The following is a 24,362-nucleotide window of genomic DNA, read 5'->3' as shown; positions in this document are numbered from 1 at the left end:
CTTTTTACTCATTCAGGCGGCGGTGTTCGCCATACGTTGTTCGCGGTTTATCGCCTGCAAGGCGGAGACATCAACAATCAGTGCCACGCTGCCGTCGCCAAGAATGGTCGCAGCAGAAATGCCGGGGACTTTGCGATAGTTACTTTCAAGGTTTTTAACCACAACCTGGTGTTGACCAATTAATTGATCCACCAGCAAGGCGTAGCGGCGACCGCCACTTTGTAAGATCACCACAATTCCCTGGGTGGCTTCGGTTTTCGCGCCCGCGACGTTGAATACTTTCCACAGTTCGACGATGGGCAGATATTCACCCCGCACTTCCAGCACCCGCTCGCCGCCGGCCAGTGGATGCAGATCGGCTTCACGGGGTTGCAGTGATTCCATGACCGCATTCAGCGGCAGAATGAAAACTTCATCCGCAACGCGTACGGACATGCCGTCGAGGATGGCCAGCGTCAGCGGCAGTAAAATGCGGATCGTAGTGCCAGTACCCTGCTTCGACTGGATTTCGACATGACCGCCCATCTCCTGGATATTACGTTTAACGACGTCCATGCCGACGCCGCGCCCGGAGACGTCGGTGACCTGTTCCGCCGTGGAGAAGCCAGGTGCAAATATCAGCATCGCGACTTCGTCGTCGCTCATGTTTTCGCTGACAGTCAAACCTTGCGAGGCCGCTTTTGCCAGAATTCGCTCACGGTTTAGCCCCGCCCCATCGTCGGTCACTTCAATGCAAATGTTGCCGCCCTGATGTTCGGCAGACAGAATTAAATTTCCGACGCTGTTTTTACCTGTGGCGAGCCGTTTTTCTGGCAGTTCAATACCGTGATCGAGGCTATTGCGTACCAGGTGGGTCAGCGGGTCGATAATGCGTTCTATCAGGCTCTTGTCGAGTTCGGTAGAACTCCCCACCAGCGTCAGTTCTACCTGCTTGCCGAGTTTTCCCGCCAGATCACGCACCAGCCGGGGATAGCGACTAAAGACATACTCCATCGGCATCATGCGAATCGACATCACTGATTCCTGCAAATCACGGGCGTTACGTTGTAACTGCCCCATGCTGGTAATCAAATCACCATGATTAACCGGGTCAAGTTCGCTGGAACGCTGGGCAAGCATAGACTGAGTGATGACCAGCTCTCCGACGAGGTTAATCAATTGATCAACCTTTTCTACCGCCACACGAATGCTGGTGGATTCACTGCTGCGTGTCGTTTTTTCCCGCTCCACGCGTCCAGTTGGCGCTTGTTCGGTTGCCAGTTTAAGCACTGGTGGGGGAGATGTTTTTGGCGAAACTTCTGCTGTTTCAAAGGTAATCTGATCGGCCTCGATCACAAAACAGAGTACCGCTGTGATGTCATCTTCGGCGATGTCGCCCGGTAATATTGCCGAGAGAGAATCCGCCCCTTTAACCACGTCAGTTAACGTTGTCAGATGCCCCAGCTCTTCTTCCAGCAGGTCGACTTCCCCGGCCTTCAGGCGAGAAAGGATAATTCGTCGCGGCGACTGATTGCGGCTCTGCTCATCTTGCGGTTCACTTTTGGCAACCACACTTAATCGGCTCACTGCAGATGGCGTTTCGCCTTTCGCTTCTAATGCCAGTTGACGCAAGGCCTGGCAGATATAATCGAAGCTGGCGGCATCCGGCTCTTGCGACTGTTTATAAGCGTCGAGCTGTTCTTGCATGATGTCCTTCGTTTCCAAAAACAGATTGATAATGTCGGTGTTGAGTTGCATCTCACCTCGTCTGGCTTCATCGAGCAGGTTTTCCATCAGATGCGTGGTTTCCTGCAAAACGCTGAAGCCAAAAGTTCCTGCCCCTCCTTTGATCGAGTGGGCAGCCCGAAAGATGGCATTCAATTGTTCGGCATCTGGCGCTTCCGGCTGCAAAACCAGCAGATGCTGCTCCATATCAGCCAACAGTTCGTCCGCTTCATCAAAAAATGTCTGATAAAAATCGCTTATATCCATACTCACGCTGTCACCTCGGTTCGGCTGATGGCATTGTGGGAACACTGACCTGTGGTGCAACCTCAGGTTTTTCCAGGGCGCTTACTGGCTCATTCTGGCTTTCGGCGTTTTCATGCAAAATGGCCTGTTCGGCTTGTTTGTTCAGTACCAGCAGGCTGATGCGACGGTTGACAGCATCATCAGGACCGCGATCGCTTAAGCGCATCGTTGCCGCCATGCCGACGACACGTAACACTTTGCCGCCATCCAATCCGCCAACCATCAGTTCGCGGCGGGATGCATTGGCCCGATCGGCAGAAAGCTCCCAGTTGCTGTAACCTTTCTCACCACTGGCGTAAGGGAAATCATCGGTATGACCCGAGAGGCTTATACGATTGGGAATACCGTTCAGTACGGGCGCGATGGCGCGCAGAATGTCGCGCATATAGGGTTCGACGTCGGCACTGCCGGTTCTGAACATCGGGCGATTCTGGCTATCGATGATCTGAATACGTAGACCTTCCTGGACCAGATCGATTTTGAGATGTGGACGTAACGCCCGCAGTTTCGGATCGGATTCAATCAACTGGTCGAGATCGCCACGCAATTTCCGCAATCGACTTTGCTCCATGCGTTTTTTCAGCTCTTCGATGTTCGGCTGCTTATTCACTTCCCCCTGGCTTTGGGTGTAATCATCACCCCCACCGGGAATTGGGCTTTCACTATTAGAAATGCGATCGCCGCCCGTAACCGCAGTCGCCAGTGGAGTCCGGAAGTACTCCGCAATCTGAATCAGCTCTTTTGGGCTGGAGATGGAGATTAGCCACATCACCAGAAAAAAGGCCATCATCGCGGTCATAAAGTCGGCATAAGCAATCTTCCACGATCCATGTGCTGCCCCGTGGCTTTTGGCTTTGCGTCGTTTGACGACAATAATCGGATGCGCTTGATTCTTCATGCTTCCTCGGTTGTCGTCTGTTGTTGCGGATTTTTCACCGCACGCACATGCTCTTCCAGTTCAATAAACGACGGACGTTCGCTGGAATAGAGCGTTTTGCGACCAAACTCAACGGCGATAGGCGGTGCGTAACCGTTCAGATTAGAAAGCAGTGTGACTTTGACGCATTGCATCATTTTGCTGGTTTCGGCGCTTTTCTGACGTAAAACACTCGCTAATGGGGAAATAAATCCGTAAGCCAATAAAATACCGAGGAAAGTCCCCACCATCGCATGTGCGATAAGCGCCCCCAGCTCGGCGGCAGGACGATCGGCTGAACCTAACGCGTGAACGACCCCCATCACAGCCGCGACAATACCAAACGCCGGAAGTGAGTCCCCGACCAACGCCAGACTGTTCGCCGGGACTTCTGCTTCGCTTTCGTGCGTCTCAATCTCTTCATCCATCAGGGCTTCAATTTCGAAGGTATTCATGTGACCGCTGATAATCAGACGCAGATAATCGACGATAAAATCAAGCATGACGCTATCCGCAAGGATGCGTGGGTAGCTGGCGAAGATCTCGCTCTCACGGGGATTTTCAATATCGCGTTCCAGCGAAAACATCCCCATCTGCCGCGATTTCGCCATCAACCGATAAAGCAGAGCCAGCAGATCCATATACATAGCTTTGGTGTATTTGGAGCGACGAAACAGCAACGGCAGCGCCTTCAGCGTGCCTTTAATCGCTTTGCCATTATTGCCGACGATAAACGACCCAATCCCTGCACCGGCAATAATCACCAGTTCAGCGGGTTGATAGAGTGCTCCAAGGCTTCCACCGGTCATCAGATAACCGCCGAAAACTGTACCGAGAACAACCAGGTAACCTAATAAGATAAGCACGACATCATCCTTCCACTGTTGACCATGACAGGATGTTCAGTCGTCAGACGTTAACGCGCGATTGGGGCAAAAAAAAGCAGCGGTACGTCGTTACCGCTGCTGGAATGTTTCGCCACACCGTATCAGTTAAACAGCCTGTACTCTCTGTTCATCCAGCAGTTGTGGGATAATATCGGCAGGATTCTGGGAAAGTTTACGTCTTTTTACTGCCCGGGATGGCGGCTGACATAAGCTGCAGGCAAAGCTGCCAACAGGCTGGTGAGCGTGGGTAATAAAATTGCCGCCGCAGCAGTTGCAGCTGGAAAGTTGCAGTAATCCACTTTCAACAAACCGTACCAATGTCCAGGCACGGGTTAATGCCAGTAGCGGTCCTTCTTCTGCTTGCGGGCACTGTTCAAGGTATAAACGGTAGGCTTTGATTACCGCATCGACGCCATTACACAAGCCGGTTTTCAGTAAAAACTGCCATGCGTTACAGAACATCGAAGCATGAACGTTTTGTTCCCAGGTCATAAACCAGTCGGTTGAGAATGGCAGCATGCCTTTCGGCGGTGGGCTTCCGCGCAGTTCTTTATAGAGTTTTATCAGGCGTCCGCGACTTAACTGTGTTTCGCTTTCCAGCATCTGCAAACGAGCGCCCAGGGTGATCAATTCCATTGCCAGCTGAATATCCCGCGCTTCCTGAACAATGCTTTTTTCACTCATGATCACGCCCTTTTCTTGCGCAGCGCTTCTTCAGGCTGATTAACATCATTCAGCAAGCGTGTTGAGAGCATGATGCCGGTATGAATTTGCTGGAGATCGTCAACGCGGGAATCTTGCGTCAACTGAGTAATCGTCTGGTGGCTGTCAAAACGAAAGTGACAAACCAGTTGATTGGTTTCTGCCAGCTTAACCATTTGCGGAAGAGTCAGTGCCGCTAACGTTGTCGCCATTTCTTCATTTATGCCGAGACGAAACATTGCGGACGCTTTGTCCTGAACAATCAGACGCTGTGCAAGTAGTAAATATGACAAGTTGATGTCATAAATGTGTTTCAGCAACTCGGAGGTATGCATTATTCCCACCCAGAATAACCAACTTTATTTTTATGCGGTATCACCGCACCCCGTGATGTCGCCGGGAAGCCCCGGTAAAAAGTAATTAGCATTAGAATAGTTGCGATAAGCTGCAATAAAACAGCCCCACCTTATTGGGTTTAATAGGTCCTTACAAATAGAGGGGGTACTTTACACTTATCTAAGATTTTTCCTAAATCGACGCAACTGTACTCGTCACTACACGCACATACAACGGAGGGGTACTGCGATTTTCAATAATGTGTGATGCAGATCACATAAAACACTCAATTACTTAACATAAATGTATAAGTCATACTTTTGTTTTGGGTGTATTTCAATCTGTTAAAAAGTTTTTCACACCGATGGTAAGCAAAAGTGAAACCGTAATAATCGAAATGAGATGTTTCGCACAGTTAAAATAACTCACCGTAAATAATCATCTGCTATAAATAATTGGTCTAATGCAAAATCAGTCAATCTATTTACAAACAGGCACTTACAATACAATAAACTGATTTAAGGCAAAGACAGGCAACAACCCACTTAATGTTAACAAAATGTTTTACATATATTACCCATTTGTTTAATAAGGGGAATTAGTACATTTTTTCCTTATAATAACAATTGAAATTATATGATTGCTGGGCGTCATTGATTAATTGTTTTTACTAATAACCAGGCTAATATTTACCTGTTTGACTGAGTTCGAATTGCGTCCTTCCTCCATTAGGAGTAAAGCTTTAATGTCACCTGAAGTTCACAGAATAAGGAACAGGTTATGAGCTATAGCAATATTCTTGTCGCCGTTGCGGTTACACCGGAAAGTCAGCAACTGCTAGCAAAAGCGGTATCTATCGCCAGTCCAGTAAAGGGACACATCAGTTTAATTACTCTCGCTTCCGACCCGGAAATGTACAATCAATTAGCCGCGCCGATGCTTGAAGATTTACGCAGCGTGATGCAGGAAGAAACGCAAAGCTTTCTTGATAAGTTAATTCAGGATGCGGGGTATCCCGTTGACGAGACGTTTATTGCCTACGGTGAGTTAAGCGAACATATTCTGGAGGTTTGTCGCAAACATCATTTCGATTTGGTGATTTGCGGTAATCACAATCACAGTTTCTTTTCGCGAGCATCCTGCTCGGCGAAAAGAGTGATTGCCTCAAGTGAGGTCGATGTGCTGTTAGTTCCACTTACGGGAGATTAACCGCACTTACGCAAGCTTAGGAAAGGTAGCAACTTTATCGCGCTGCTGGCTTTCCGCGCTTCGCGGAACTATCTGCTTTAGGTCGCTAATGAAGCACTCCTGCCAGTGGTTAATATCGTTTTTCACGATAACGTCCAGCATTTCTGCATGACGGGAAATACGTTCCGCCAGCGACATAGTCAATGCACGATCCAGCGCAGCTGCAACTTCGTCACGATCGTAGGGATTAACAATTAACGCCGACGTTAACTCGTTTGCCGCTCCCGCAAATTGCGAAAGAACAAGTACGCCCGGGTTGGCTGGGTCCTGAGCGGCAACATACTCTTTTGCCACCAGGTTCATCCCGTCACGCAGTGGCGTCACTAAGCCCACGTCAGAGTAGCGGAATATTTTCATCAGTAATTTACGGTCAAAATGCTGATTCAAATAATAAAGCGGCGTCCAGCCTAATTGCCCATATTTACCATTAATTCGTCCGGCTTCATTTTCGAGCTGATGACGAATATCCTGATAGGCTTGCACATCACCACGCGACGTTGGCGCAATCTGGGTATAACGAATTTTACCGTGATGTTGCGGATATTTTTCCAGTAACGCTTCATAGGCGAGAAAACGCTCCGGCAAACCTTTGGAATAATCCAGTCGTTCAACAGAAAAGATGTTCTGTACGTTTTTCAGTTCCGCTTTGAGTTGCGCCAGTTTTGGCGGCAGTGGTCCGGCAGCCTGTTTCGCTATTTCTTTCGGTTCAATGCCGATCGGGTAAACTTCCGTTCGAAACGCTTTGCCCCACGCCGTATGGCTTTTTGCGCTACGCGTCGTGACGCGGGTCAGGTTAGAAAGGCAATCCAGGAACGCCAGACGATCATTCTCCGTCTGGAAACCCAGCAAATCATAATCACAAAGCTGTTCAAGCAAGGTGTCATATGTCGGCAGCGCGTTGAAGATTTCCGGCGTCGGGAATGGAATATGCAGGAAGAAACCAATGCGATTATTCACCCCTCGTTTGCGTAATTCATGCGCAAAGGGCAACAGGTGATAATCGTGGATCCAGATAATGTCATCGTCTTGCAGGAGCGGCAATAATTTATCTGCCAGCATTGCATTTACGCGTAGGTAGCCATCCCAGGCAGGACGCTGAAATTGCACCAGATCGAGCCGATAATGAAAAGCAGGCCAGAGAACGGCATTGGAGAATTGGTTGTAGTATTCGTCAAGATCCTGTTCGCTGAGGTTAAAAGAGGCCCACGTAATGTTACCCTTTTTCACCTTTTTTAGTGGCTGATCCTCATTTCCTGTTTCGCCACTCCAGCCAAACCACAGTCCACCTGCGGCTTTCAGTGCCCCCAGTATGCCAACGGCAAGGCCACCGGCACTGGCGGCGTGCTCATCTGGTGGTGCAATCCGGTTAGATACTACGACTAAACGACTCATAGTCATCACTCCTGTTATTTTCTCTTTTTTGTTGTAATGCGGTGGTTATCATTTCAAGCCAGCTCCAGACATCCGGCACGCCCGCCAGTCGCCATGATGCCTGAGTTGCGCCTGTGCCAATTTTTACTGACATTCCGCCCAGCCGGTTAACGACAGCGAAGCCAGATTCATCGGTTAAATCATCGCCCAGAAATACCGGCGTTCGCCCGATAAAGGGAGCTTCCTGCATAAAGGCAGCAATCGCCTCACCTTTACTGGTGCCTCGCGGCTTGATCTCGACAACACACTTTCCCTGCTGTAACGCCATTTGTGGCCAGATCTGAGTAATACGTTGCGCTAATGTCATTAATGCGTCTTCATGCTGCGGAGCCTGACGATAATGCAGCGCAAAGGCCATCCCTTTCGTCTCCAGCTCCGCCCCGGGAAGCTGGGCGATAGCCGTATGCAGTTGCACGCTAATATCACGCGCAATCGCATCCGGCAGATGAACGATATGCGTTTTACCATTGATGTCACGGCGCTCCGCCCCATGCACGCCCGCTAACGGGAAACGATAAGGTTTTGCCAAAGCGTCAAGCTCTACCATTGAGCGCCCTGATATCAATGCCAATGCACCATCACTTGCGGTTGCCAGTAGCTGAAGTCCTTGCAGAATATTGTCAGGCACGACCACCTGATCGGGATGCGGTTTAATTTCCGCCAGCGTTCCATCGAGATCAAAAAACCAGGCATATTTCGCGGATAGTTCAGGGGTTTCGGTTAACGGTTCTGTCACCCGGTTCTCCTCCTTCTCTTTTCTTATTGTGTTGCGCAGAACGCGCTTTACAGACATGTAAGTATAGACAGTGTGACGGGGGTCGCCATTTGTAACGAAGAACAGCCAACCGTTGTGGCGGCTGGCTGTGGTGGGAAAAAACGCTAAATTGTTGCAGAAAAAATCATCAAACAGTACGTTTCGCTTTTTGCTTGTAACGGTCAAAGATCACCGCTGCCAGCAGGATTAAGCCGCGAACCACGTACTGGGCGAAAGGAGAAATATTAAGCAGGTTCATGGCGTTTTCCACGGTACCTAAAATTAAGATACCCGCCACCACATATGAGATTTTTCCGATGCCACCTTTCAGAGAAACGCCACCTAAAACGCAGGCGGAGATAACAATCAGCTCATAGCCAATCGACGTCATTGGCTGCCCACTGGTCATACGTGAAGCCAGAATAATTCCGGCTATCGCTGATACCAGTCCAGAGAGAACAAAGATAATAATTTTGGTGCGAACAACCGGTACACCTGCCAGACGCGCGGCCTCTTCGTTCCCGCCAATCGCCAGGGTGTTACGACCGAAGGTGGTTTTATTCAACAGCAAACCAAAGACAATCAGACACGCGACGGTAAGCCAGATTGGCGCAGGCAGACCGAACCAGTTGGCGTAACCAAGGGCAAAGAAGCTTTCATCTTCGATACCGACCGCTTTACCGTCTGAAATGATGTACGCCAGACCTCGAACAATCTGCATCGTTGCCAGTGTCGTGATCAGGGCATTTATTTTCAGTTTGGCGATAACAAAGCCATTGACCAGACCACAGAGAACGCCCAGCAACAAACCCGCTGCCACGCCAATCCACAGGCTTTCAGTCAGGTTGATAACCACCGCCGTGGTGACACCCGCACAGGCAATTACGGAGGCGACAGAAAGGTCAAAGTCACCGGAAGCAAGGCAGAACAACATGCCACACGCCACCATCCCCGACATAGAAATTGCCAGGCCCAACCCTTTCATATTAATGAAGGTGGCAAAATTTGGGACAAAAATGGCACAGGCGATAAAAAGCACAGCAAACACCACCAACATGCCGTACTGATCCCTGATACGCCCAAAGCTGAAAGACGACTTAGGTGCGCCAGAACCCGATGTAGAAACAGAAGACATCATACTCTCCTTACTCAGGCAACTGCCTGGCTGACTTTAGGCATCGCAAGGCTTAATGCCTGACGCTCATCTGCCTGCTCGTGTAACAATTCACCGGCGATTTCGCCTTCGCGCATCACCACAATCCGGTCGGCAACGCCGAGGACTTCAGGTAAGTCGCTGGAGGCAAACAGCACCGCCACGCCCTGCGCTGCCAGCGCATAAATCACGTTGTAAATTTCATGCTTAGCACCAACATCAATGCCGCGCGTAGGTTCATCCAGCAAAATGACCTTCATCTCTTCCGATAACCAGCGGCCCAGAATGGCTTTTTGCTGATTTCCGCCTGAAAGATTCATGATCAGTTGCTCTGCGCCCGGCGTTTTGATGTTGAGCGAACGAATGTGGTGATCGGCATTGTTTTCTTCCCAACCGTTGTTGATTACACAACCGCCGAGCACATGTTTGCGTCTGGCACTGATGTTGATATTGTCGCGAACGGAGTGCACAGGAATAATGCCTTCCGCTTTACGATCTTCCGGGCAGAGCATCATGCCTGCGGCAATAGCGTGGCTCGGTTTACGAATATCAATCGGCTGTTGGTCGATATAAACCTGACCGGCGGTGATTTGCGTCCCGCCAAACATGCCTTTCATTAATTCACTGCGCCCGGCCCCCACCAGACCAAACAGACCGACAATTTCACCACTACGAACCGCCAGACTTATTGGCGTACGCACGCCTGGTGCTTTCACAGCATCAAGACGCAGCCGCTCCTCGCCATAACTACGCGGTTGCCAGCCGTAGATATCGCCGATGTCGCGCCCGACCATCGCCTGCACCAGCGCGTCATGATCAACCTGCTGCATATCGGTAAAGGTTTTGACATAACGCCCATCTTTAAAGACGGTGATGGCATCACTGAGGGCAAATATTTCTTCCATACGGTGAGAAACATATAAGATCACGCGCCCTTCTTTACGCAGTTCACGAATAACGCGGAAAAGATTGTCGATTTCACGGGCAGAAAGGGAACTGGTTGGCTCATCAAAGGCGATGATTTTGGCGTTACGCGCCAGCGCTTTGGCAATCTCAACCATCTGCCACTGACCAATAGAGAGATATTTCAGCGGCGTATCCGGGTCAATATCCATACCAAGATGCTTAAGTTGTAAACCCGCTTCATAATTCAGCAGTGAGCGATTCACTATGCCGCCTTTATGAGGAAGCTGGCCGAGATAGATGTTTTCCGCGACGGTCATTTCCGGCACGAGATGCAGTTCCTGATAAATAATCGCCACACCCGCGTTAAGTGCCGCGGTCGTGTCGGAAAAGGACATTTCTTGTCCATTAATCACTACAGAACCCGTGGTTGGCGCATAGTTGCCGCTGAGGATTTTTAAGAGAGTTGATTTTCCTGCGCCATTTTCACCCATCAACGCATGAACCTGACCGGCATAGCAGTCAAAACTAATATCCGTCAGCGCCTTAACGCCGGGAAACGTTTTACCGATGCCGCGAAATGAGAGATACGGGGTAGACTGTTGCATAACGTCTCCGAGAATCACTGGTCGTTCACACCCCCTCTGCATCATGCAGAGGGGAATTTTTTCGGCAGATTACTTACCGCCTAACCCTTTTTTCTCCAGTTCTTCTTTAAAATTGTCACGCGTGATCAACACCACGTCGGTAACTTCGGTGAATTTGGTCGGTTCGACACCTTTTGCGACCCAGTTGTAAAGCATTTCGCTGGACTTATAACCATGTACGTCCGGGCTTGGCAGCAGTGATCCGTAGAAGCCGGTTGCCTGTGCCTTAGACAGTTCGCTCACCGCATCCACACCGTTAATACCGATACCGATAATATCGGCCGCTTTAAAGCCCTGACCTTCCGTCGCGCGTACGCCGCCCAGCACGGTGCTGTCGTTCATACCGACGATCAGCCAATGTTTAACTTCCGGATGTTGAACCAGCATTGAGTTGGCAGCGTCAAATGCCCCCGGGATGTCGTTAGATTTGGTAGGTACCTGATAAATTTGTTTATCCGGGAATCCTGCAGCTTTCAGCGCATCCATAGAACCCGTAGTACGGCGACGAGCCGTATCCAGTTCGTTGGAGGTAATCGCCATCACCGCGCTTTCTTTGACATCCCAGCCACGTTTCTGCATCTCTTTATACAGTTCCTGGCCCTGACGTTCGCCAATTTTGGTCGCTGCCATCATCACCAGCGGAACGGTATCCATTGGCTTGCCTTTGGCGTTAACAAACTGGTCATCCACGGCAATGACTTTCATATCGTAGCCACGCGCTTTCGCCACGATGGCAGAGCCGAGCTTCGGGTCCGGAGTACAAATAACGAAACCTTTTGCGCCACTGGCTGCCAGGCTGTCGATCGCGTTCAATGTTTTTTCGCCATCCGGCACGGCAATCTTAATAACCTCAAACCCTAAATCCTTCCCGGCTTTATCGGCAAACTTCCATTCGGTCTGGAACCACGGCTCTTCCGGTTGCTTCACCAGGAAACCGAGCTTCAAGTTCTCCGCCATAGCGGATTGTGACATAACGGCTGCCAGACCAATGGCTGCCAGGGCTTTAGTAAATTTGTGCATGGTTCTCTCCAGCTTTAGTGTCGTTTTGTGTAGGGCAAAAACGAATGACTTTCGTTAAATTAATCGGAAAACAAAGCATTACCTTTTAACTAAAAGATAAGTAACTGTGTTGACATAGTTTTAGCGAGAAATTAATTCTCCATAGGAGAGCAATATCACATCGCAGAATTACAGTGAGAACGTGCATAAATTTAGCGGGAAAAGACATAAGGAAAAGCTTATTTGTCAGACAAATCACCGAGCACGCAGCAGATTAATCCATAAGATTAGCCTGGAAATCCTTGTTGTCTTTGGTACCCATGCGGGATGTCTTCTTTTTAACCAGTCAATAGGGTGCATTACCTGGCGTTGAGTTTTTGAAATGGTGTAATAACCGCAACTCAAAGATGTGGAAAATGAGCGTCATTCATTTCGCCATTAATTATCACCGTGCTCATTAATTAACAGAACACGTATACTGAGAGCCATATCGCAAAAATGAAAAAACGTTTTAAAAAATCATTGCTTCATCATGAATTCAAATCCCTCTATTAATATCAACAAGATACAAAAAGCATCATCATTAAAATTCATTGCAGTTACATTGATTTCATCAATGAAATGTAAAAATATATAAACTTGATGATTTAAGCATTTTCTTATACCCGTTCAGACGTTATTCTTATTTCAGATCATCGTCAGAATTGACTCCACGATCACATTTCGGACCGGCAGAAAGGAATTATTCTGCAAACAGTAATTATGGTGTTTTGATTTATCTTGCACCTCTCCACTTCTGGATATAAGGATATTAGGTATGGCAACCGCTGGAATGCTTCTCAAACTCAACTCTCAAATGAACCGCGAGTTTTACGCATCCAATCTCTACCTTCACCTGAGTAACTGGTGTTCTGAACAGAGTCTGAACGGCACCGCCACTTTCCTTCGCGCACAGGCACAGAGTAACGTGACCCAAATGATGCGCATGTTTAACTTTATGAAGAGTGTCGGCGCTACTCCCATCGTTAAAGCCATTGATGTTCCCGGTGAAAAACTGAACTCACTGGAAGAACTTTTCCAAAAAACGATGGAAGAATACGAGCAACGTTCAAGCACGCTGGCACAGTTAGCCGATGAAGCTAAAGAACTGAATGATGATTCAACCGTCAATTTCCTGCGCGAGCTGGAAAAAGAGCAGCAGCATGATGGCCTATTGCTGCAAACCATTCTTGATGAAGTGCGCAGTGCGAAACTTGCGGGTATGTGCCCTGTGCAGACCGACCAACATGTTCTAAATGTCGTGTCACACCAGCTGCATTGATCATACATCGGCGCTAATGCATTGCCCCGATGAAGTTTTTGAGAAACCGCTGCCTCATCTGTTTGAAGCAGCGGTTTTTTTAATGGGATTCGCCCTGTGGGGTAAACTTGAGTTCAATCAGCGCGATGGCTTTTTGGATTGCCCGCATGGTGACCGGGTCTGCGGCGGCGGGATGGTGAGTAAAGTCGATATTCTTCAGCTGGCTGGACATTTTTTCGCGAACTTCAACGGGCGCGATTACATCCAGAACGTCGAGAATTTGTTTGATAACCAACTGGCAAGCAACCACATCAGAAACCAGTTCCTGATCGGCATTCAGCGGCTGGGACATCGTAAACTCCTGATAGCATTTTGAAAGCCGTTATAGTAGCGGCTTCACATCTTCAGCGATAGTCACATACACCGTCATCAGGACACAAAAAAACCTGCCGGAGCAGGTTTTTTGTTATCGGAACATATTGCCTGGCGGTACGTCTTTGAACGTCTTGCAATAGTTATTGAACATACTTTTCAGGATCTTGCGCAGTTTCATCGCGGCACTCCGACTATTTGTTATGCAGGTGTTATTGTCTTTGCACTTATAATATGACAATCATCACAAAAATCAATCTTTATGTGATGCAAATCACATATATACCCCTTTAATGTTATAAAAATGATAATCAAAAAGCAGCCCCCCCCATTTCTGACACATACAGATGGCGAGAAATAGCGCCTGCCAGGCGTCTTTTCCGGCCATTGTCGCAGCGCTGTAACGCGTAAAATACTGCTTTCTTTTACTCTTCTGGCTGGACCATGAGACTTCTGATTCTGACTCTTTCATTAATAACGCTGGCGGGGTGCACAGTTACTCGCCAGGCTCATGTGGGCGAAGTTGACGCGGCAACAGGTATTGTTCGGTTGGTTTATGATCAGGCTTTTTTGCAGCATGCCCGTACCGATCGTTATGTCAGTCGCGGGATCGCCGATCGCGCATGCCAGCAGGAAGGCTATACCCACGCTATCCCCTTTGGTCAGCCAGTAGGCAACTGTAGCCTCTTTGCGGGTTCCTTATGTTTGAATACGGAATTCACTTTGTCATATCAGTGCCATCATTCCGCCTTCCCTGTCTTTCTCTAAACGTTTTAATCAGCGAGGGGGATCTTCGCTGATTAAATAAATAGCGGTAATGCGTTTTATTCCCATTCGTATTTTTAATAAATGAAGTTTATATTTTACCTTTTGCAAATAATAAAATAACAAATTATAGTGACGCCACAGCAACAAATATAACCTTTGTGGAGCACTATCATGCTGAAACCAGAAATGATTGAAAAACTTAATGAGCAGATGAACCTGGAACTGTACTCTTCACTGCTTTATCAGCAAATGAGCGCCTGGTGCAGCTATCATACCTTCGAAGGTGCTGCCGCGTTCCTGCGCCGCCACGCCCAGGAAGAGATGACGCATATGCAGCGTCTGTTTGATTATCTGACTGATACCGGCAACTTACCGCGTATTAATACCGTTGAATCTCCGTTTGCTGAATATTCCTCACTTGATGAATTATTCCAGGAAACCTATAAACACGAACAATTAATCACGCAGAAAATTAACGAACTGGCTCATGCTGCAATGACCAATCAGGACTACCCAACATTTAATTTCCTGCAATGGTATGTTTCTGAGCAGCATGAAGAAGAGAAACTGTTCAAATCGATTATTGATAAATTAAGCCTTGCAGGCAAAAGCGGCGAAGGTTTGTATTTTATCGACAAAGAACTCTCTACCCTCGACACACAAAACTAATGTTCTCCGGCGGCAGGTTTACTGCCGCCGTTTCAAATCAGTGACGGCAAATCTTACTCTGATCGGTCGAAAAACCTTCTTCCGAAGGTATAAATTTGCCTTTTGCTGCCAGAAACGCTACCAGCTCTCCCGCTGTCATCCCTTCTGCCGAGCAAGTGTGAAAACGTACCTGTTCACCAAAACGCGCTTTAATCGCAGCTTCCAGACTGGCATGCGTATATTGCTCACCTGATTCAATCATCATATTTAACACTTCATGACCGTGAATAGAGTCCATCGTTCCTCCTCAAAAAAAGGCTAGCGTAGCGATTGCCGCTTACCAAGACTTTGCGCCAGCGCAGGACTGAACGCATTTTATTGTACATTTATATTTACACCATATGTAACGCCGGTTTGACGAATCCGCCGTTATGCCTTAACCTGCGCCGCAGATATCACTCATAAAGATCGTCAGGACAGAAGAAAGCGTGAAAAACAGAACTCTGGGAAGTGTTTTTATCGTGGCGGGAACCACAATTGGCGCAGGCATGCTGGCAATGCCGCTGGCTGCGGCAGGTGTTGGTTTTAGCGTCACGTTAATCTTGTTGATTGGGCTTTGGGCGTTGATGTGCTACACGGCGCTATTACTACTGGAGGTGTACCAGCATGTCCCGGCAGATACCGGTCTGGGCACGCTGGCAAAACGCTATCTGGGACGCTACGGTCAGTGGCTGACGGGCTTCAGTATGATGTTCTTAATGTATGCTCTGACTGCGGCATACATCAGCGGTGCTGGTGAATTGTTGGCTTCCAGCATCAGCGACTGGACAGGTATTTCAATGTCGGCAACCGCTGGCGTGCTGTTGTTCACTTTTGTTGCCGGTGGCGTGGTTTGTGTCGGAACTTCGCTGGTCGATTTATTTAACCGTTTTCTGTTCAGCGCCAAAATTATTTTTCTGGTGGTGATGCTGGTACTGCTACTTCCGCATATTCATAAGGTGAATCTTTTAACCCTGCCGTTGCAACAGGGGCTGGCACTGTCTGCAATCCCAGTGATTTTTACGTCGTTTGGTTTTCACGGTAGCGTGCCGAGCATTGTCAGTTATATGGATGGCAATATTCGTAAGCTACGCTGGGTGTTTATAACCGGTAGTGCGATCCCCCTGGTGGCATATATTTTCTGGCAGCTGGCGACGCTTGGCAGCATTGATTCAACAACCTTTATGGGATTGCTGGCTAATCATGCCGGATTAAACGGGCTGTTACAGGCGTTACGCGAAATGGTGGCCTCTCCGCATGTTGAGCTGGCGGTGCATTTATTTGCTGATTTAGCCCTCGCCACGTCATTCCTCGGCGTTGCGTTAGGTTTATTTGATTATCTGGCAGATTTGTTTCAGCGTTCAAATACCGTTGGTGGACGATTGCAAACTGGTGCAATTACCTTTCTGCCGCCGTTAGCGTTTGCACTGTTTTATCCACGAGGATTTGTAATGGCGCTGGGTTACGCCGGTGTGGCGCTGGCGGTACTGGCATTGATTATCCCTTCGCTGTTGACCTGGCAAAGCAGAAAGCACAATCCTCAGGCGGGTTACCGGGTGAAAGGTGGTCGTCCGGCGCTGGTGGTGGTGTTTCTCTGTGGTATTGCTGTGATTGGCGTGCAATTTTTGATTGCGGCAGGCTTGTTACCAGAAGTGGGATGATTAGATCTTATTGGGTGCCAGAATTAACGCTGACACCCAATTTGACCTCTTAATGCAGGCAGCACTGCTTAAATTTCTTACCACTGCCGCACGGACAAGGATCGTTACGACCCGGTTTCTCTTCTGCTTTGATCGGTTGCTGAACAGCTTTTTCCTGCGGATGCGCCATCCAGTATGCATGTAAATCAAGCGCCGCCAGTCGAATGGCATCTACGCTCTCTTCAAACGCTTCTGGCGACATCTTCTCTACCCGCTCGAAGTTTTCCTCAGTACCGTGCAGCGCAATCGCCTCCAGCGCCGGTTTTAACGAATCGGGCAACGTTGACCAGTCAGAAAGTGCCACGCCCCGCATATAGCCAAAGCACCACTCCTCAACAATCGTCAGCTCGCTGCCATCGACTTCTCGCAAGCCGAATAACGGCTCAAACTGCTCCGGGAATTCGTTCAGACGCTCTGCGGTATCGGCCATATGCTGAAAAGCCAGGTTCATAAAGCGCGTCATCTCTTTCTCTGACGCCCAGCGTGGCACATAGTCAGCCCCACCCCATACGGCAACCAGCCACTGTGCCGGTTCAATCTCTTGCGGAGAACTCAACACCGCCGTCAATAAACCGTCCAGCTCCGCCACATCAAGAATGGCGTGGTCAGTGTTGTATTTGGTCAGAATATCGTCCAGCCATTCCAACTCACTTTCGTTTAACGGTCCCGTTTTCATACGCTTTTCCTTGTGGATCTCAACTCGCCAACACCTATCTTACATGTCGGTCCGTATCAGAGATACTTTTTGAGTGGCTTTGCCGGTGATTAAAAATTAAGGAGGGTGTAACGACAAGTTGCAGGTACAAAAAAACCACCCGAAGGTGGTTTCACGACACTGCTTATTGCTTTGATTTTATTCTTATCTTTCCCATGGTACCCGGAGCGGGACTTGAACCCGCACAGCGCGAACGCCGAGGGATTTTAAATCCCTTGTGTCTACCGATTCCACCATCCGGGCTCGGGAAGAAAGTGGAGGCGCGTTCCGGAGTCGAACCGGACTAGACGGATTTGCAATCCGCTACATAACCGCTTTGTTAACGCGCCAAATTCTTCAGGCCTTTCAGCCAGACATCCGCTTGACGCCGATGCCTTTTAAACTGGAGCGGGAAACGAGACTCGAACTCGCGACCCCGACCTTGGCAAGGTCGTGCTCTACCAACTGAGCTATTCCCGCATTCATCAAGCAATCAGTTAATCACTTGATTTTATTATCGTCTGGCAATCAGTGCCGCCGTTCGATGCGTTGCATTCTACTTACCTGGCGCGATGAGTCAACGATATTTTTCACCACTTTTGATCGTTTGCTGAAAATTGCGCCGAAACGATCACTGATCAAGCAAATCTGCACGCGCAGCGCTCAAATATTGCAACATTGACCACAGAGTCAGTACCGCAGCCACAAAGAAAAGTGCAATACCGGCGTACTCAACCCAAATGTTCGGACGCCACAGCAGCCAGGCCAGCGCTACCATCTGGGCAGTGGTTTTCACTTTCCCAATCCAGGAGACAGCCACGCTACTGCGTTTACCCAACTCTGCCATCCATTCGCGCAGGGCAGAAATAATAATTTCACGGGCGATCATCGTTGCCGCCGGTAATGTCACCCACCAGCTGTGATAATGCTCGGTTACCAGCACCATGGCGATAGCCACGAGAACTTTATCTGCTACAGGGTCAAGGAAAGCACCAAACCGGGTACTCTGGTTCCAGCGGCGTGCCAGAAAACCATCGAACCAGTCAGTCACCGCCGCGACGCAGAAAATGAGCGCGGCGGCAAACGGCGACCAGGTGACAGGTAGATAAAAGACCAATACAAAGAATGGGATAAGGATGACACGGAACAGTGTAAGCAACGTAGGGATATTAAATTGCATAATGACGGGTAACTATCTGTTGTCAGTAAGATTACCCCTATGTTGCTACAGAGACATCAATGTTTCAACGACCAGAAGATCTTTTCTGCCAGACCTTGCGAAATACCCGGCACTTTTGCAATTTCCTCGACGCTGGCGTTACGTAAACCTTGCAAACCGCCCATATATTTCAACAACATTTGCCGACGTTTTGGCCCAACGCCTTCGATGGTTTCAAGGGAACTGGTATTTTTAACCTTCGCCCGTTTTTTGCGGTGCCCGCCAATCGCGTGATCGTGTGATTCATCGCGAATATGCTGGATAACATGCAGCGCGGGAGAATCTGGCGGCAAACTGAATCCCTCACCTTCCGGCTCAAAGAACAGCGTTTCCAGCCCAGCCTTCCTATCTGCTCCTTTGGCAACGCCAAGTAGCAGCGGATGATTTTTATCCCATGAGACATCCAGTTCGGCGAAGACATTTTTCGCCTGCGCAAGCTGGCCTTTACCGCCGTCGATAAGAATCACATCCGGGATCTTACTGTCGTCGATGGCTTTACCATAACGCCGACGCAGCACCTGATTCATCGCCGCATAATCATCGCCCGGCGTAATGCCAGTAATGTTATAGCGCCGATACTCCGCACGCAGCGGGCCGTTAGCATCAAATACCACACAGGAGGCGACGGTTTGTTCACCCATGGTATGGCTGATGTCAAAGCACTCCATCCGCTTCACTTCCGGCAATTTTAACACGCTGGCAAGCGCGGTCAGTCGCTGGTGAACGGTAGATTGCTGCGAAAGTTTGCTGGTTAAGGCCGTCGCCGCATTGGTGCGCGCGAGTTTCAGATAACGCGCCCGATCGCCGCGAGGTTTGGTTTGAACATTAATCTTGCGTCCCGCCAGTTCTGAAAGGGAATCGGCGAGCAGCGTTTTATCGCTAAGATTAAAATCGAGCAGGATCTCACCCGGTAAGGTGCGCATCTGGCTGCCTTGTAAATAGAACTGACCTACGAAGGTTTCCACCACCTCGCTCAGTTCCGTACCGCCCGGCACTTTCGGGAAATAGCTGCGGCTGCCGAGCACTTTACCCTGACGAATGAACAATACGTGGACACAAGCCATGCCCGCATCGAACGCCACACCAATAACGTCAAGGTCGTCGCCGGTATTGGACACAAACTGTTTTTCGGTGACGCGTCGCACCGCCTGAATTTGGTCGCGAATACGTGCCGCTTCTTCAAACTCCAGATTCTGGCTGGCAGTTTCCATACGGCTAATGAGTTGCGTAAGCACCTGATCATCTTTGCCAGACAAAAACAGGCGCACATACTCGACCTGCTGAGCGTATTCTTCTTCACTCACCAGTCCTTCAACGCACGGTCCCAGACAGCGCCCTATCTGATATTGCAGACACGGACGCGAGCGATTGCGATAAACACTATTTTCGCACTGGCGAATGGGGAATATCTTTTGCAGTAACGCCAGTGTTTCACGTACGGCATAGCCATTCGGGAACGGGCCGAAATATTCACCTTTGGCATGCTTCGCACCACGATGCATCGCCAGACGCGGGTGGGTATCGCCACTCAGGAAGATAAAAGGATAAGATTTATCATCGCGTAGCAAAACGTTGTAACGCGGCTGATAGAGTTTGATGTAGTTGTGTTCCAGCAACAGCGCTTCGGTTTCTGTATGAGTAACCGTTACATCAATTTGCTGGATCTGGGCGACCAGCGCTTCGGTTTTGCGCGAAGCGAGGTTGCTACGGAAATAGCTGGAAAGCCGTTTTTTCAGGTCTTTCGCTTTGCCGACATAGATAACCGTACCACCAGCATCGTACATGCGATAAACGCCTGGCTGGCTGGTTACGGTTTTTAAAAACGCTTTTGCGTCAAACTGATCACTCACTGACTTGATAATGTCTCCGCATTACACAGACCATGGCGAATTGCCAGGTGAGTCAGCTCAACATCGCCATGAATGTTTAGTTTACTGAACATACGATAGCGGTAGCTGTTCACCGTTTTCGGACTGAGATTGAGCTGTTCTGAGATCTCATTGACCTTCTGGCCCTTGGTGATCATCAGCATAATCTGCAATTCACGTTCAGACAAACTGGCAAATGGGCTTTCTGTTTTTTCTGGTTCGATCTGGCTTAACGCCATTTGTTGAGCGATGTCAGAAGCAATGTAACGCTGCCCAGAATAGACAGAACGAATCGCACTCACGACTTCCTGCGGAGCCGCGCCTTTGCTGAGGTAGCCCGCAGCACCGGCCTGCATGACTTTCGCTGGTAAAGGGTTTTCTGTATGGACCGTAAGCATGATGATTTTTACATCAGCTGTAGAACGCGCGATTTTACGCGTCGCCTCAAGACCGCCAATGCCCGGCATACTCATGTCCATTAGCACCACGTCAACGGCATTTGCCCGGCACCACTTAACGGCGTCTTCACCGCACGATGCCTCACCGACGACTTTTATACCCTTTATATCTTCCAGAATGCGTCGTATCCCTGCGCGCACCAGTTCGTGGTCATCAACAAGTAGAACGTTGATCAAAGGAATATCTCCAGAAATAGGGATAACGCTACTGATAGTTAGTCATTCGTATATTAGCGGTTTTTATTGCAACTTTGAAACGTTAAAAATGGTGGGTATTCGATTTTTCTCTCGTTTTTGTCAATTCGATTGTCCACAGTTATGGTCACGCCCGTCACCAACGGCTTACCGGATCGTTTCACAGTAAGCCCTGCGACGAAATGTGACAAAAATTACCTTTATTCAGCAAAAATGAAAATCAGCCCGCTGAATATGTAACATTAATTAACCCGAACAATACGGGCAAAAAACATTCATGATAAAAATATTTATTGGTCATTATATTAACGCATTTAATAGCACCGTTGACGGCACGCTCAAAAAACAACCACTGCTATTTTTAGCAAAGCTTATGGTATACTCCGCCGCCTTAACATTTTTCACCGCAAATTTTCATTGCAACATGACGAGGAAAATAAATGAGTACGCCTGATTTTTCTACTGCCGAGAATAATCAAGAACTGGCAAATGAAGTCTCCTGCCTGAAAGCGATGCTGACGCTGATGCTGCAGGCGATGGGACAAGCTGACGCGGGCCGCGTGATGTTAAAGATGGAAAAACAGCTTGCGCTGATCGAAGACGAAACCCAGGCTGCAGTATTTTCCAAAACGGTTAAGCAAATTAAACAAGCCTACCGTCAGTAATATAAAACCGGCTGAGAGCATGCCTTTCAGCCGGTTTTTGCATCTGGCACGCAGAAAGAAAAGCGATCAAATTAAGCCAGTAGCGGCCGCGTAACAGGCAACCTGGGTCTTATTCGGTGCATTGATTTTTTTCTGCATGTTTTTCTGATGGAAATTGACCGTATTCTCAGAGATTGACAAAATCATCGCTATCTCTGCTGATGTCTTCCCTTCCGCCGTCCATTTCAGAATTTCTTTTTCGCGCTTGCTGAAATTCATCTCTGGCGTCATCACTATTTCATCATTTAAACGCATCAGAGCCATCAGACTTTCGCGCACCAGTAACTGCATTTTTAATTGCAGTTCATCACTAAGAATGGGTATTTCGCGCGTGCTGCAACGGGAAAAGGACAAAAAGCCCAGCGCCCGATTTGGCAGCATTAAATACTGAGTGACACCGCGGCGTAAACCATGTGCGCGCGCGGCTTCCCATAATGGCTGTGCTTCGCTGAATAAGTCATCATTCCACATTAAATGGCCCTGACTAAAGTTTTCAGGGTTCAGCACAGGATCAATGGCGAGAAAGTTTTTTGCCTGATAATAACTCACCCACGACTCAGGGTAATTGGTGTAGAAAGCTACTTTAGGTCGCGTGAATGGTACCGGGTGGCGAACACATAACGAATAGTAATCGTACTCCAGCTGCTGAGCCTGAAGCTCTATTTCATGGTAGACCTCTTCTGCGGCCTCCATCCTCTGAAAACGCAACAGCATCGTGCGACGCCAGCTGAAAAAATCCGTATCCTGCATAGTAAACCGCAACGCCCCTGAGAGTGAGTATCATTTATAATGATAATTCAAACTATCACATAAATAAGATTTATATATAATTTATATTATTCAGGCAATGAATTACTTTTGCAAGCCATCGCATTCTCTTATGTTATTAATAAGTTATGCTGATTTGTTAAGCAGTTTTATCACGTTTGAAGTGGCGTCCCGCCCCGACTGGTAAATCGTCGGGGCTGATTTTTTCTTATTATTGCAGCAGAAACTTCTCGAGGAACTGGCTAGTGCGAGGCAGCTGAGGATCGGCAAATAACGCTTTTGCGGCCCCCTGCTCGACTATCCGCCCCTGGTCCATAAAGATCGCCCGGTCCGCAACATCCCGGGCAAAGCTCATTTCGTGCGTCACAATCACCATCGTGCGCTTTTCCTGCGCCAGCTGACGGATGGTGTTCAGGACTTCGCCCACCAGCTCTGGATCCAGCGCCGACGTTGGCTCGTCAAACAAAATCACCTCAGGACGCATAGCCAGCGCTCGCGCAATCGCGACACGCTGCTGTTGACCGCCAGACAAACGACGTGGATAGCTGGTTTCTTTACCTGCCAGCCCAACTTTCGCCAACAGCTCGCGAGCGCGCGCCGTGGCCTCTTCTTTCGGTTCGCCTTTGACGATCACCGGCCCTTCAATAATGTTTTCCAGCACCGTACGATGCGGAAACAAATTAAAGTTCTGGAAGACAAACCCGACGTGCTGACGCAACTGGCGAATCAGCGATTTTTGCTGACTTAATGAACGTGCAGTATCAATGGTGATATCGCCAACGGTAATGGTTCCCGCTTCCGGTTGTTCCAGCAGATTTATGCTGCGTAGCAACGTGGTTTTGCCGGAACCACTCGGACCGATAATTGCCACTACTTCGCCAGGCTTCACCTCAAGGTCGATACCGTGCAGCACCGTCTGACCGTGGAATTTTTTCACCAGGTTCTTAACTTCAATGGCACTCATTTTGGTTCTCTCTCCTGGCGATTAAGTTGATTCTCAAAATGGTTCTGCAACGTCGATAACACTGTCGCCATGATCCAGTAGATGAGCGAAGCCGCCAGATACATGGTGAACACCTCCAGCGTACGCGAGGTAATCAACTGCGCCTGACGGAACAGCTCCGGCACCTGGATTGTCGCGGCCAGCGACGTATCTTTTACCAGGCTGATAAAGCTGTTCGACAGCGGCGGCAACGCCACTCGCGCCGCCTGTGGCAAAATCGCGCGACGCATGGTCTGCCACGGCGTCATACCAATACTGGCAGCAGCTTCCCACTGACCTTTATCAATAGAAGAAATGGCGGCGCGCAGCGTTTCGGCAGCATAGGCGGCAGTGTTTAGCGACAGACCAATCATTGCTGACGGAATGGGATCTAGTTCGATGCCAAACTGCGGCAAGCCGTAATAGATCATAAACAGTTGTGCGATGAGTGGCGTACCACGAAAAATAGAGATATAAAAACGCGCCAGCCAGCGCACGGGCCAGATTGGCGAAAGGCGCATCAGCGCGAGAATAAACCCTAGCAGTAAGCCAAAAAACATGCCGCCGATACTGAGTTGCAGCGTATACCCAGCCCCTTTCAGCAGGAACGGCAAGGAATCAATAACCAGTTGTATACTTTCTTGCATGAGCGTTTCCGGAG

General features: G+C 48.9%; 28 protein-coding genes and 3 tRNA genes. 8 read left to right on the top strand and 23 right to left on the bottom strand.

Annotation, left to right across the window (positions count from 1 at the left end):
* Positions 1–12 precede the first annotated feature (12 nt).
* The 5 genes from cheA to flhD form a co-directional block, all read right to left on the bottom strand.
* Positions 13–1,977, bottom strand: coding sequence for a chemotaxis protein CheA (gene cheA / locus AACU19_RS12875; protein ID WP_105278987.1), 1,965 nt, complete (start codon positions 1,975–1,977; stop codon positions 13–15).
* Positions 1,978–1,981: 4 nt separating this feature from the next.
* A complete protein-coding gene (motB, locus tag AACU19_RS12870) occupies positions 1,982–2,908 on the bottom strand; it encodes a flagellar motor protein MotB (protein WP_000795625.1) in 927 nt (308 codons plus the stop codon).
* Positions 2,905–3,792, bottom strand: a complete 888-nt coding sequence (gene motA, locus AACU19_RS12865) for a flagellar motor stator protein MotA (RefSeq protein WP_000906336.1) — start codon at positions 3,790–3,792, stop codon at positions 2,905–2,907. Before motA ends, motB begins: the two co-directional genes overlap by 4 nt.
* 126 nt (positions 3,793–3,918) lie before the next feature.
* Entirely contained in the window at positions 3,919–4,497 is a 579-nt protein-coding gene (gene flhC / locus AACU19_RS12860) for a flagellar transcriptional regulator FlhC (RefSeq protein ID WP_001291603.1), read from the bottom strand.
* A gap of 2 nt (positions 4,498–4,499) precedes the next feature.
* The gene (gene flhD, locus AACU19_RS12855; RefSeq protein WP_001295647.1) at positions 4,500–4,850 is read right to left on the bottom strand and encodes a flagellar transcriptional regulator FlhD; all 351 of its coding nucleotides are present in this window, start codon (positions 4,848–4,850) and stop codon (positions 4,500–4,502) included.
* Between the two features lie 781 nt (positions 4,851–5,631).
* Here flhD and uspC point away from each other — a divergent pair.
* The gene (uspC, locus tag AACU19_RS12850) at positions 5,632–6,060 is read left to right on the top strand and encodes a universal stress protein UspC (RefSeq protein WP_105278986.1); all 429 of its coding nucleotides are present in this window, start codon (positions 5,632–5,634) and stop codon (positions 6,058–6,060) included.
* A 6-nt stretch (positions 6,061–6,066) separates the two neighbouring features.
* Here the strand turns inward: uspC and otsA are convergent, their stop codons facing one another.
* The 5 genes from otsA to araF form a co-directional block, all read right to left on the bottom strand.
* Positions 6,067–7,491, bottom strand: coding sequence for an alpha,alpha-trehalose-phosphate synthase (otsA, locus tag AACU19_RS12845; protein ID WP_039020709.1), 1,425 nt, complete (start codon positions 7,489–7,491; stop codon positions 6,067–6,069).
* Entirely contained in the window at positions 7,466–8,266 is an 801-nt protein-coding gene (otsB, locus tag AACU19_RS12840; RefSeq protein WP_001353142.1) for a trehalose-phosphatase, read from the bottom strand. The genes otsA and otsB overlap by 26 nt, the downstream gene beginning before the upstream one ends.
* Before the next feature lie 166 nt (positions 8,267–8,432).
* On the bottom strand, positions 8,433–9,419 hold the full coding sequence (araH, locus tag AACU19_RS12835) for an arabinose ABC transporter permease AraH (protein WP_105278985.1): 987 nt from the start codon (positions 9,417–9,419) through the stop codon (positions 8,433–8,435).
* A gap of 14 nt (positions 9,420–9,433) precedes the next feature.
* Positions 9,434–10,948, bottom strand: a complete 1,515-nt coding sequence (araG, locus tag AACU19_RS12830) for an arabinose ABC transporter ATP-binding protein AraG (protein ID WP_001187819.1) — start codon at positions 10,946–10,948, stop codon at positions 9,434–9,436.
* Positions 10,949–11,017: 69 nt separating this feature from the next.
* Entirely contained in the window at positions 11,018–12,007 is a 990-nt protein-coding gene (gene araF / locus AACU19_RS12825; RefSeq protein ID WP_105278984.1) for an arabinose ABC transporter substrate-binding protein AraF, read from the bottom strand.
* Between the two features lie 796 nt (positions 12,008–12,803).
* On the opposite strand from araF, the gene AACU19_RS12820 reads away from it, so the two are divergent.
* Complete coding sequence (locus AACU19_RS12820; RefSeq protein WP_105278983.1) at positions 12,804–13,307, top strand: non-heme ferritin-like protein; 504 nt, start codon at positions 12,804–12,806, stop codon at positions 13,305–13,307.
* A 79-nt stretch (positions 13,308–13,386) separates the two neighbouring features.
* Here the strand turns inward: AACU19_RS12820 and yecJ are convergent, their stop codons facing one another.
* Together yecJ and azuC are read right to left on the bottom strand one after the other, a co-directional pair.
* Positions 13,387–13,638, bottom strand: a complete 252-nt coding sequence (gene yecJ, locus AACU19_RS12815; protein ID WP_000082120.1) for a DUF2766 family protein YecJ — start codon at positions 13,636–13,638, stop codon at positions 13,387–13,389.
* Positions 13,639–13,752: 114 nt separating this feature from the next.
* Positions 13,753–13,839, bottom strand: coding sequence for a stress response protein AzuC (azuC, locus tag AACU19_RS12810; RefSeq protein ID WP_010723106.1), 87 nt, complete (start codon positions 13,837–13,839; stop codon positions 13,753–13,755).
* 263 nt (positions 13,840–14,102) lie between these two features.
* Between azuC and AACU19_RS12805 the strand changes: the two genes are divergently transcribed.
* Together AACU19_RS12805 and ftnA are read left to right on the top strand one after the other, a co-directional pair.
* Positions 14,103–14,426: a YecR-like lipofamily protein gene (locus AACU19_RS12805; RefSeq protein ID WP_001237859.1), complete on the top strand. Its 324-nt coding sequence runs from the start codon at positions 14,103–14,105 to the stop codon at positions 14,424–14,426.
* Between the two features lie 171 nt (positions 14,427–14,597).
* Positions 14,598–15,095: a non-heme ferritin gene (ftnA, locus tag AACU19_RS12800; RefSeq protein ID WP_000917208.1), complete on the top strand. Its 498-nt coding sequence runs from the start codon at positions 14,598–14,600 to the stop codon at positions 15,093–15,095.
* A gap of 37 nt (positions 15,096–15,132) precedes the next feature.
* On the opposite strand, the gene AACU19_RS12795 is transcribed toward ftnA, so the two are convergent.
* Positions 15,133–15,372, bottom strand: a complete 240-nt coding sequence (locus AACU19_RS12795) for a YecH family metal-binding protein (protein ID WP_000377231.1) — start codon at positions 15,370–15,372, stop codon at positions 15,133–15,135.
* Positions 15,373–15,562: 190 nt separating this feature from the next.
* On the opposite strand from AACU19_RS12795, the gene tyrP reads away from it, so the two are divergent.
* Positions 15,563–16,774 carry a tyrosine transporter TyrP gene (gene tyrP, locus AACU19_RS12790; protein ID WP_000797564.1) on the top strand — a complete coding sequence of 404 codons (1,212 nt, stop codon included), beginning with the start codon at positions 15,563–15,565 and terminating at the stop codon, positions 16,772–16,774.
* A 49-nt stretch (positions 16,775–16,823) separates the two neighbouring features.
* Here the strand turns inward: tyrP and yecA are convergent, their stop codons facing one another.
* From yecA to uvrY, 7 genes are all read right to left on the bottom strand, one after another.
* Positions 16,824–17,489, bottom strand: a complete 666-nt coding sequence (yecA, locus tag AACU19_RS12785) for a UPF0149 family protein YecA (RefSeq protein ID WP_000847882.1) — start codon at positions 17,487–17,489, stop codon at positions 16,824–16,826.
* Between the two features lie 195 nt (positions 17,490–17,684).
* Positions 17,685–17,771 (bottom strand) — tRNA-Leu (locus tag AACU19_RS12780).
* 12 nt (positions 17,772–17,783) lie between these two features.
* Positions 17,784–17,857 (bottom strand) — tRNA-Cys (locus AACU19_RS12775).
* A 54-nt stretch (positions 17,858–17,911) separates the two neighbouring features.
* A tRNA-Gly gene (locus AACU19_RS12770) sits at positions 17,912–17,987 on the bottom strand.
* Between the two features lie 151 nt (positions 17,988–18,138).
* The gene (pgsA, locus tag AACU19_RS12765) at positions 18,139–18,687 is read right to left on the bottom strand and encodes a CDP-diacylglycerol--glycerol-3-phosphate 3-phosphatidyltransferase (RefSeq protein WP_001160187.1); all 549 of its coding nucleotides are present in this window, start codon (positions 18,685–18,687) and stop codon (positions 18,139–18,141) included.
* 56 nt (positions 18,688–18,743) lie between these two features.
* A complete protein-coding gene (gene uvrC, locus AACU19_RS12760; protein WP_001283421.1) occupies positions 18,744–20,576 on the bottom strand; it encodes an excinuclease ABC subunit UvrC in 1,833 nt (610 codons plus the stop codon).
* Positions 20,573–21,229 (bottom strand): UvrY/SirA/GacA family response regulator transcription factor, encoded by a 657-nt coding sequence (uvrY, locus tag AACU19_RS12755; protein WP_000611328.1) that lies wholly within the window; start codon positions 21,227–21,229, stop codon positions 20,573–20,575. The genes uvrC and uvrY overlap by 4 nt, the downstream gene beginning before the upstream one ends.
* Before the next feature lie 141 nt (positions 21,230–21,370).
* On the opposite strand from uvrY, the gene AACU19_RS12750 reads away from it, so the two are divergent.
* The 3 genes from AACU19_RS12750 to yecF are packed head-to-tail and all read left to right on the top strand — an operon-like array spanning position 21,371 to position 21,912.
* A complete protein-coding gene (locus AACU19_RS12750) occupies positions 21,371–21,487 on the top strand; it encodes a hypothetical protein (protein WP_001302039.1) in 117 nt (38 codons plus the stop codon).
* A 37-nt stretch (positions 21,488–21,524) separates the two neighbouring features.
* Complete coding sequence (gene yecU, locus AACU19_RS12745) at positions 21,525–21,701, top strand: protein YecU (RefSeq protein ID WP_001302050.1); 177 nt, start codon at positions 21,525–21,527, stop codon at positions 21,699–21,701.
* A complete protein-coding gene (yecF, locus tag AACU19_RS12740) occupies positions 21,688–21,912 on the top strand; it encodes a DUF2594 family protein YecF (RefSeq protein ID WP_000106474.1) in 225 nt (74 codons plus the stop codon). Before yecU ends, yecF begins: the two co-directional genes overlap by 14 nt.
* A 66-nt stretch (positions 21,913–21,978) precedes the next feature.
* On the opposite strand, the gene sdiA is transcribed toward yecF, so the two are convergent.
* The 3 genes from sdiA to tcyL all read right to left on the bottom strand — a co-directional run bounded on the left by sdiA (position 21,979) and on the right by tcyL (position 24,348).
* Positions 21,979–22,701, bottom strand: coding sequence for a transcriptional regulator SdiA (gene sdiA, locus AACU19_RS12735; protein WP_001154281.1), 723 nt, complete (start codon positions 22,699–22,701; stop codon positions 21,979–21,981).
* Positions 22,702–22,930: 229 nt separating this feature from the next.
* On the bottom strand, positions 22,931–23,683 hold the full coding sequence (tcyN, locus tag AACU19_RS12730; RefSeq protein WP_105278981.1) for an L-cystine ABC transporter ATP-binding protein TcyN: 753 nt from the start codon (positions 23,681–23,683) through the stop codon (positions 22,931–22,933).
* Positions 23,680–24,348, bottom strand: a complete 669-nt coding sequence (tcyL, locus tag AACU19_RS12725; RefSeq protein WP_001158220.1) for a cystine ABC transporter permease — start codon at positions 24,346–24,348, stop codon at positions 23,680–23,682. The genes tcyN and tcyL overlap by 4 nt, the downstream gene beginning before the upstream one ends.
* Between the last annotated feature and the right edge of the window lie 14 nt (positions 24,349–24,362).

The sequence above is a fragment of the Escherichia sp. MOD1-EC4550 genome (genome assembly GCF_963876935.1).
Lineage (GTDB): Bacteria > Pseudomonadota > Gammaproteobacteria > Enterobacterales > Enterobacteriaceae > Escherichia > Escherichia coli_F.
The sequence above is the reverse complement of the archived record's forward strand: the minus strand, read 5'-3'. Positions and strand labels throughout refer to the sequence as shown.

Excerpts from the sequence above, each read along its gene's own strand:
- motB (WP_000795625.1), bottom strand. The coding sequence starts at position 2,908 with ATGAAGAATCAAGCGCATCCGATTATTGTCGTCAAACGACGCAAAGCC.
- flhC (WP_001291603.1), bottom strand. The coding sequence starts at position 4,497 with ATGAGTGAAAAAAGCATTGTTCAGGAAGCGCGGGATATTCAGCTGGCA.
- flhD (WP_001295647.1), bottom strand. The coding sequence starts at position 4,850 with ATGCATACCTCCGAGTTGCTGAAACACATTTATGACATCAACTTGTCA.
- uspC (WP_105278986.1), top strand. The coding sequence starts at position 5,632 with ATGAGCTATAGCAATATTCTTGTCGCCGTTGCGGTTACACCGGAAAGT.
- otsA (WP_039020709.1), bottom strand. The coding sequence starts at position 7,491 with ATGAGTCGTTTAGTCGTAGTATCTAACCGGATTGCACCACCAGATGAG.
- araH (WP_105278985.1), bottom strand. The coding sequence starts at position 9,419 with ATGTCTTCTGTTTCTACATCGGGTTCTGGCGCACCTAAGTCGTCTTTC.
- araG (WP_001187819.1), bottom strand. The coding sequence starts at position 10,948 with ATGCAACAGTCTACCCCGTATCTCTCATTTCGCGGCATCGGTAAAACG.
- araF (WP_105278984.1), bottom strand. The coding sequence starts at position 12,007 with ATGCACAAATTTACTAAAGCCCTGGCAGCCATTGGTCTGGCAGCCGTT.
- AACU19_RS12820 (WP_105278983.1), top strand. The coding sequence starts at position 12,804 with ATGGCAACCGCTGGAATGCTTCTCAAACTCAACTCTCAAATGAACCGC.
- yecJ (WP_000082120.1), bottom strand. The coding sequence starts at position 13,638 with ATGTCCCAGCCGCTGAATGCCGATCAGGAACTGGTTTCTGATGTGGTT.
- azuC (WP_010723106.1), bottom strand. The coding sequence starts at position 13,839 with ATGAAACTGCGCAAGATCCTGAAAAGTATGTTCAATAACTATTGCAAG.
- AACU19_RS12805 (WP_001237859.1), top strand. The coding sequence starts at position 14,103 with ATGAGACTTCTGATTCTGACTCTTTCATTAATAACGCTGGCGGGGTGC.
- ftnA (WP_000917208.1), top strand. The coding sequence starts at position 14,598 with ATGCTGAAACCAGAAATGATTGAAAAACTTAATGAGCAGATGAACCTG.
- AACU19_RS12795 (WP_000377231.1), bottom strand. The coding sequence starts at position 15,372 with ATGGACTCTATTCACGGTCATGAAGTGTTAAATATGATGATTGAATCA.
- yecA (WP_000847882.1), bottom strand. The coding sequence starts at position 17,489 with ATGAAAACGGGACCGTTAAACGAAAGTGAGTTGGAATGGCTGGACGAT.
- pgsA (WP_001160187.1), bottom strand. The coding sequence starts at position 18,687 with ATGCAATTTAATATCCCTACGTTGCTTACACTGTTCCGTGTCATCCTT.
- AACU19_RS12750 (WP_001302039.1), top strand. The coding sequence starts at position 21,371 with ATGGTCACGCCCGTCACCAACGGCTTACCGGATCGTTTCACAGTAAGC.
- yecU (WP_001302050.1), top strand. The coding sequence starts at position 21,525 with ATGATAAAAATATTTATTGGTCATTATATTAACGCATTTAATAGCACC.
- yecF (WP_000106474.1), top strand. The coding sequence starts at position 21,688 with ATGAGTACGCCTGATTTTTCTACTGCCGAGAATAATCAAGAACTGGCA.
- sdiA (WP_001154281.1), bottom strand. The coding sequence starts at position 22,701 with ATGCAGGATACGGATTTTTTCAGCTGGCGTCGCACGATGCTGTTGCGT.
- tcyN (WP_105278981.1), bottom strand. The coding sequence starts at position 23,683 with ATGAGTGCCATTGAAGTTAAGAACCTGGTGAAAAAATTCCACGGTCAG.
- tcyL (WP_001158220.1), bottom strand. The coding sequence starts at position 24,348 with ATGCAAGAAAGTATACAACTGGTTATTGATTCCTTGCCGTTCCTGCTG.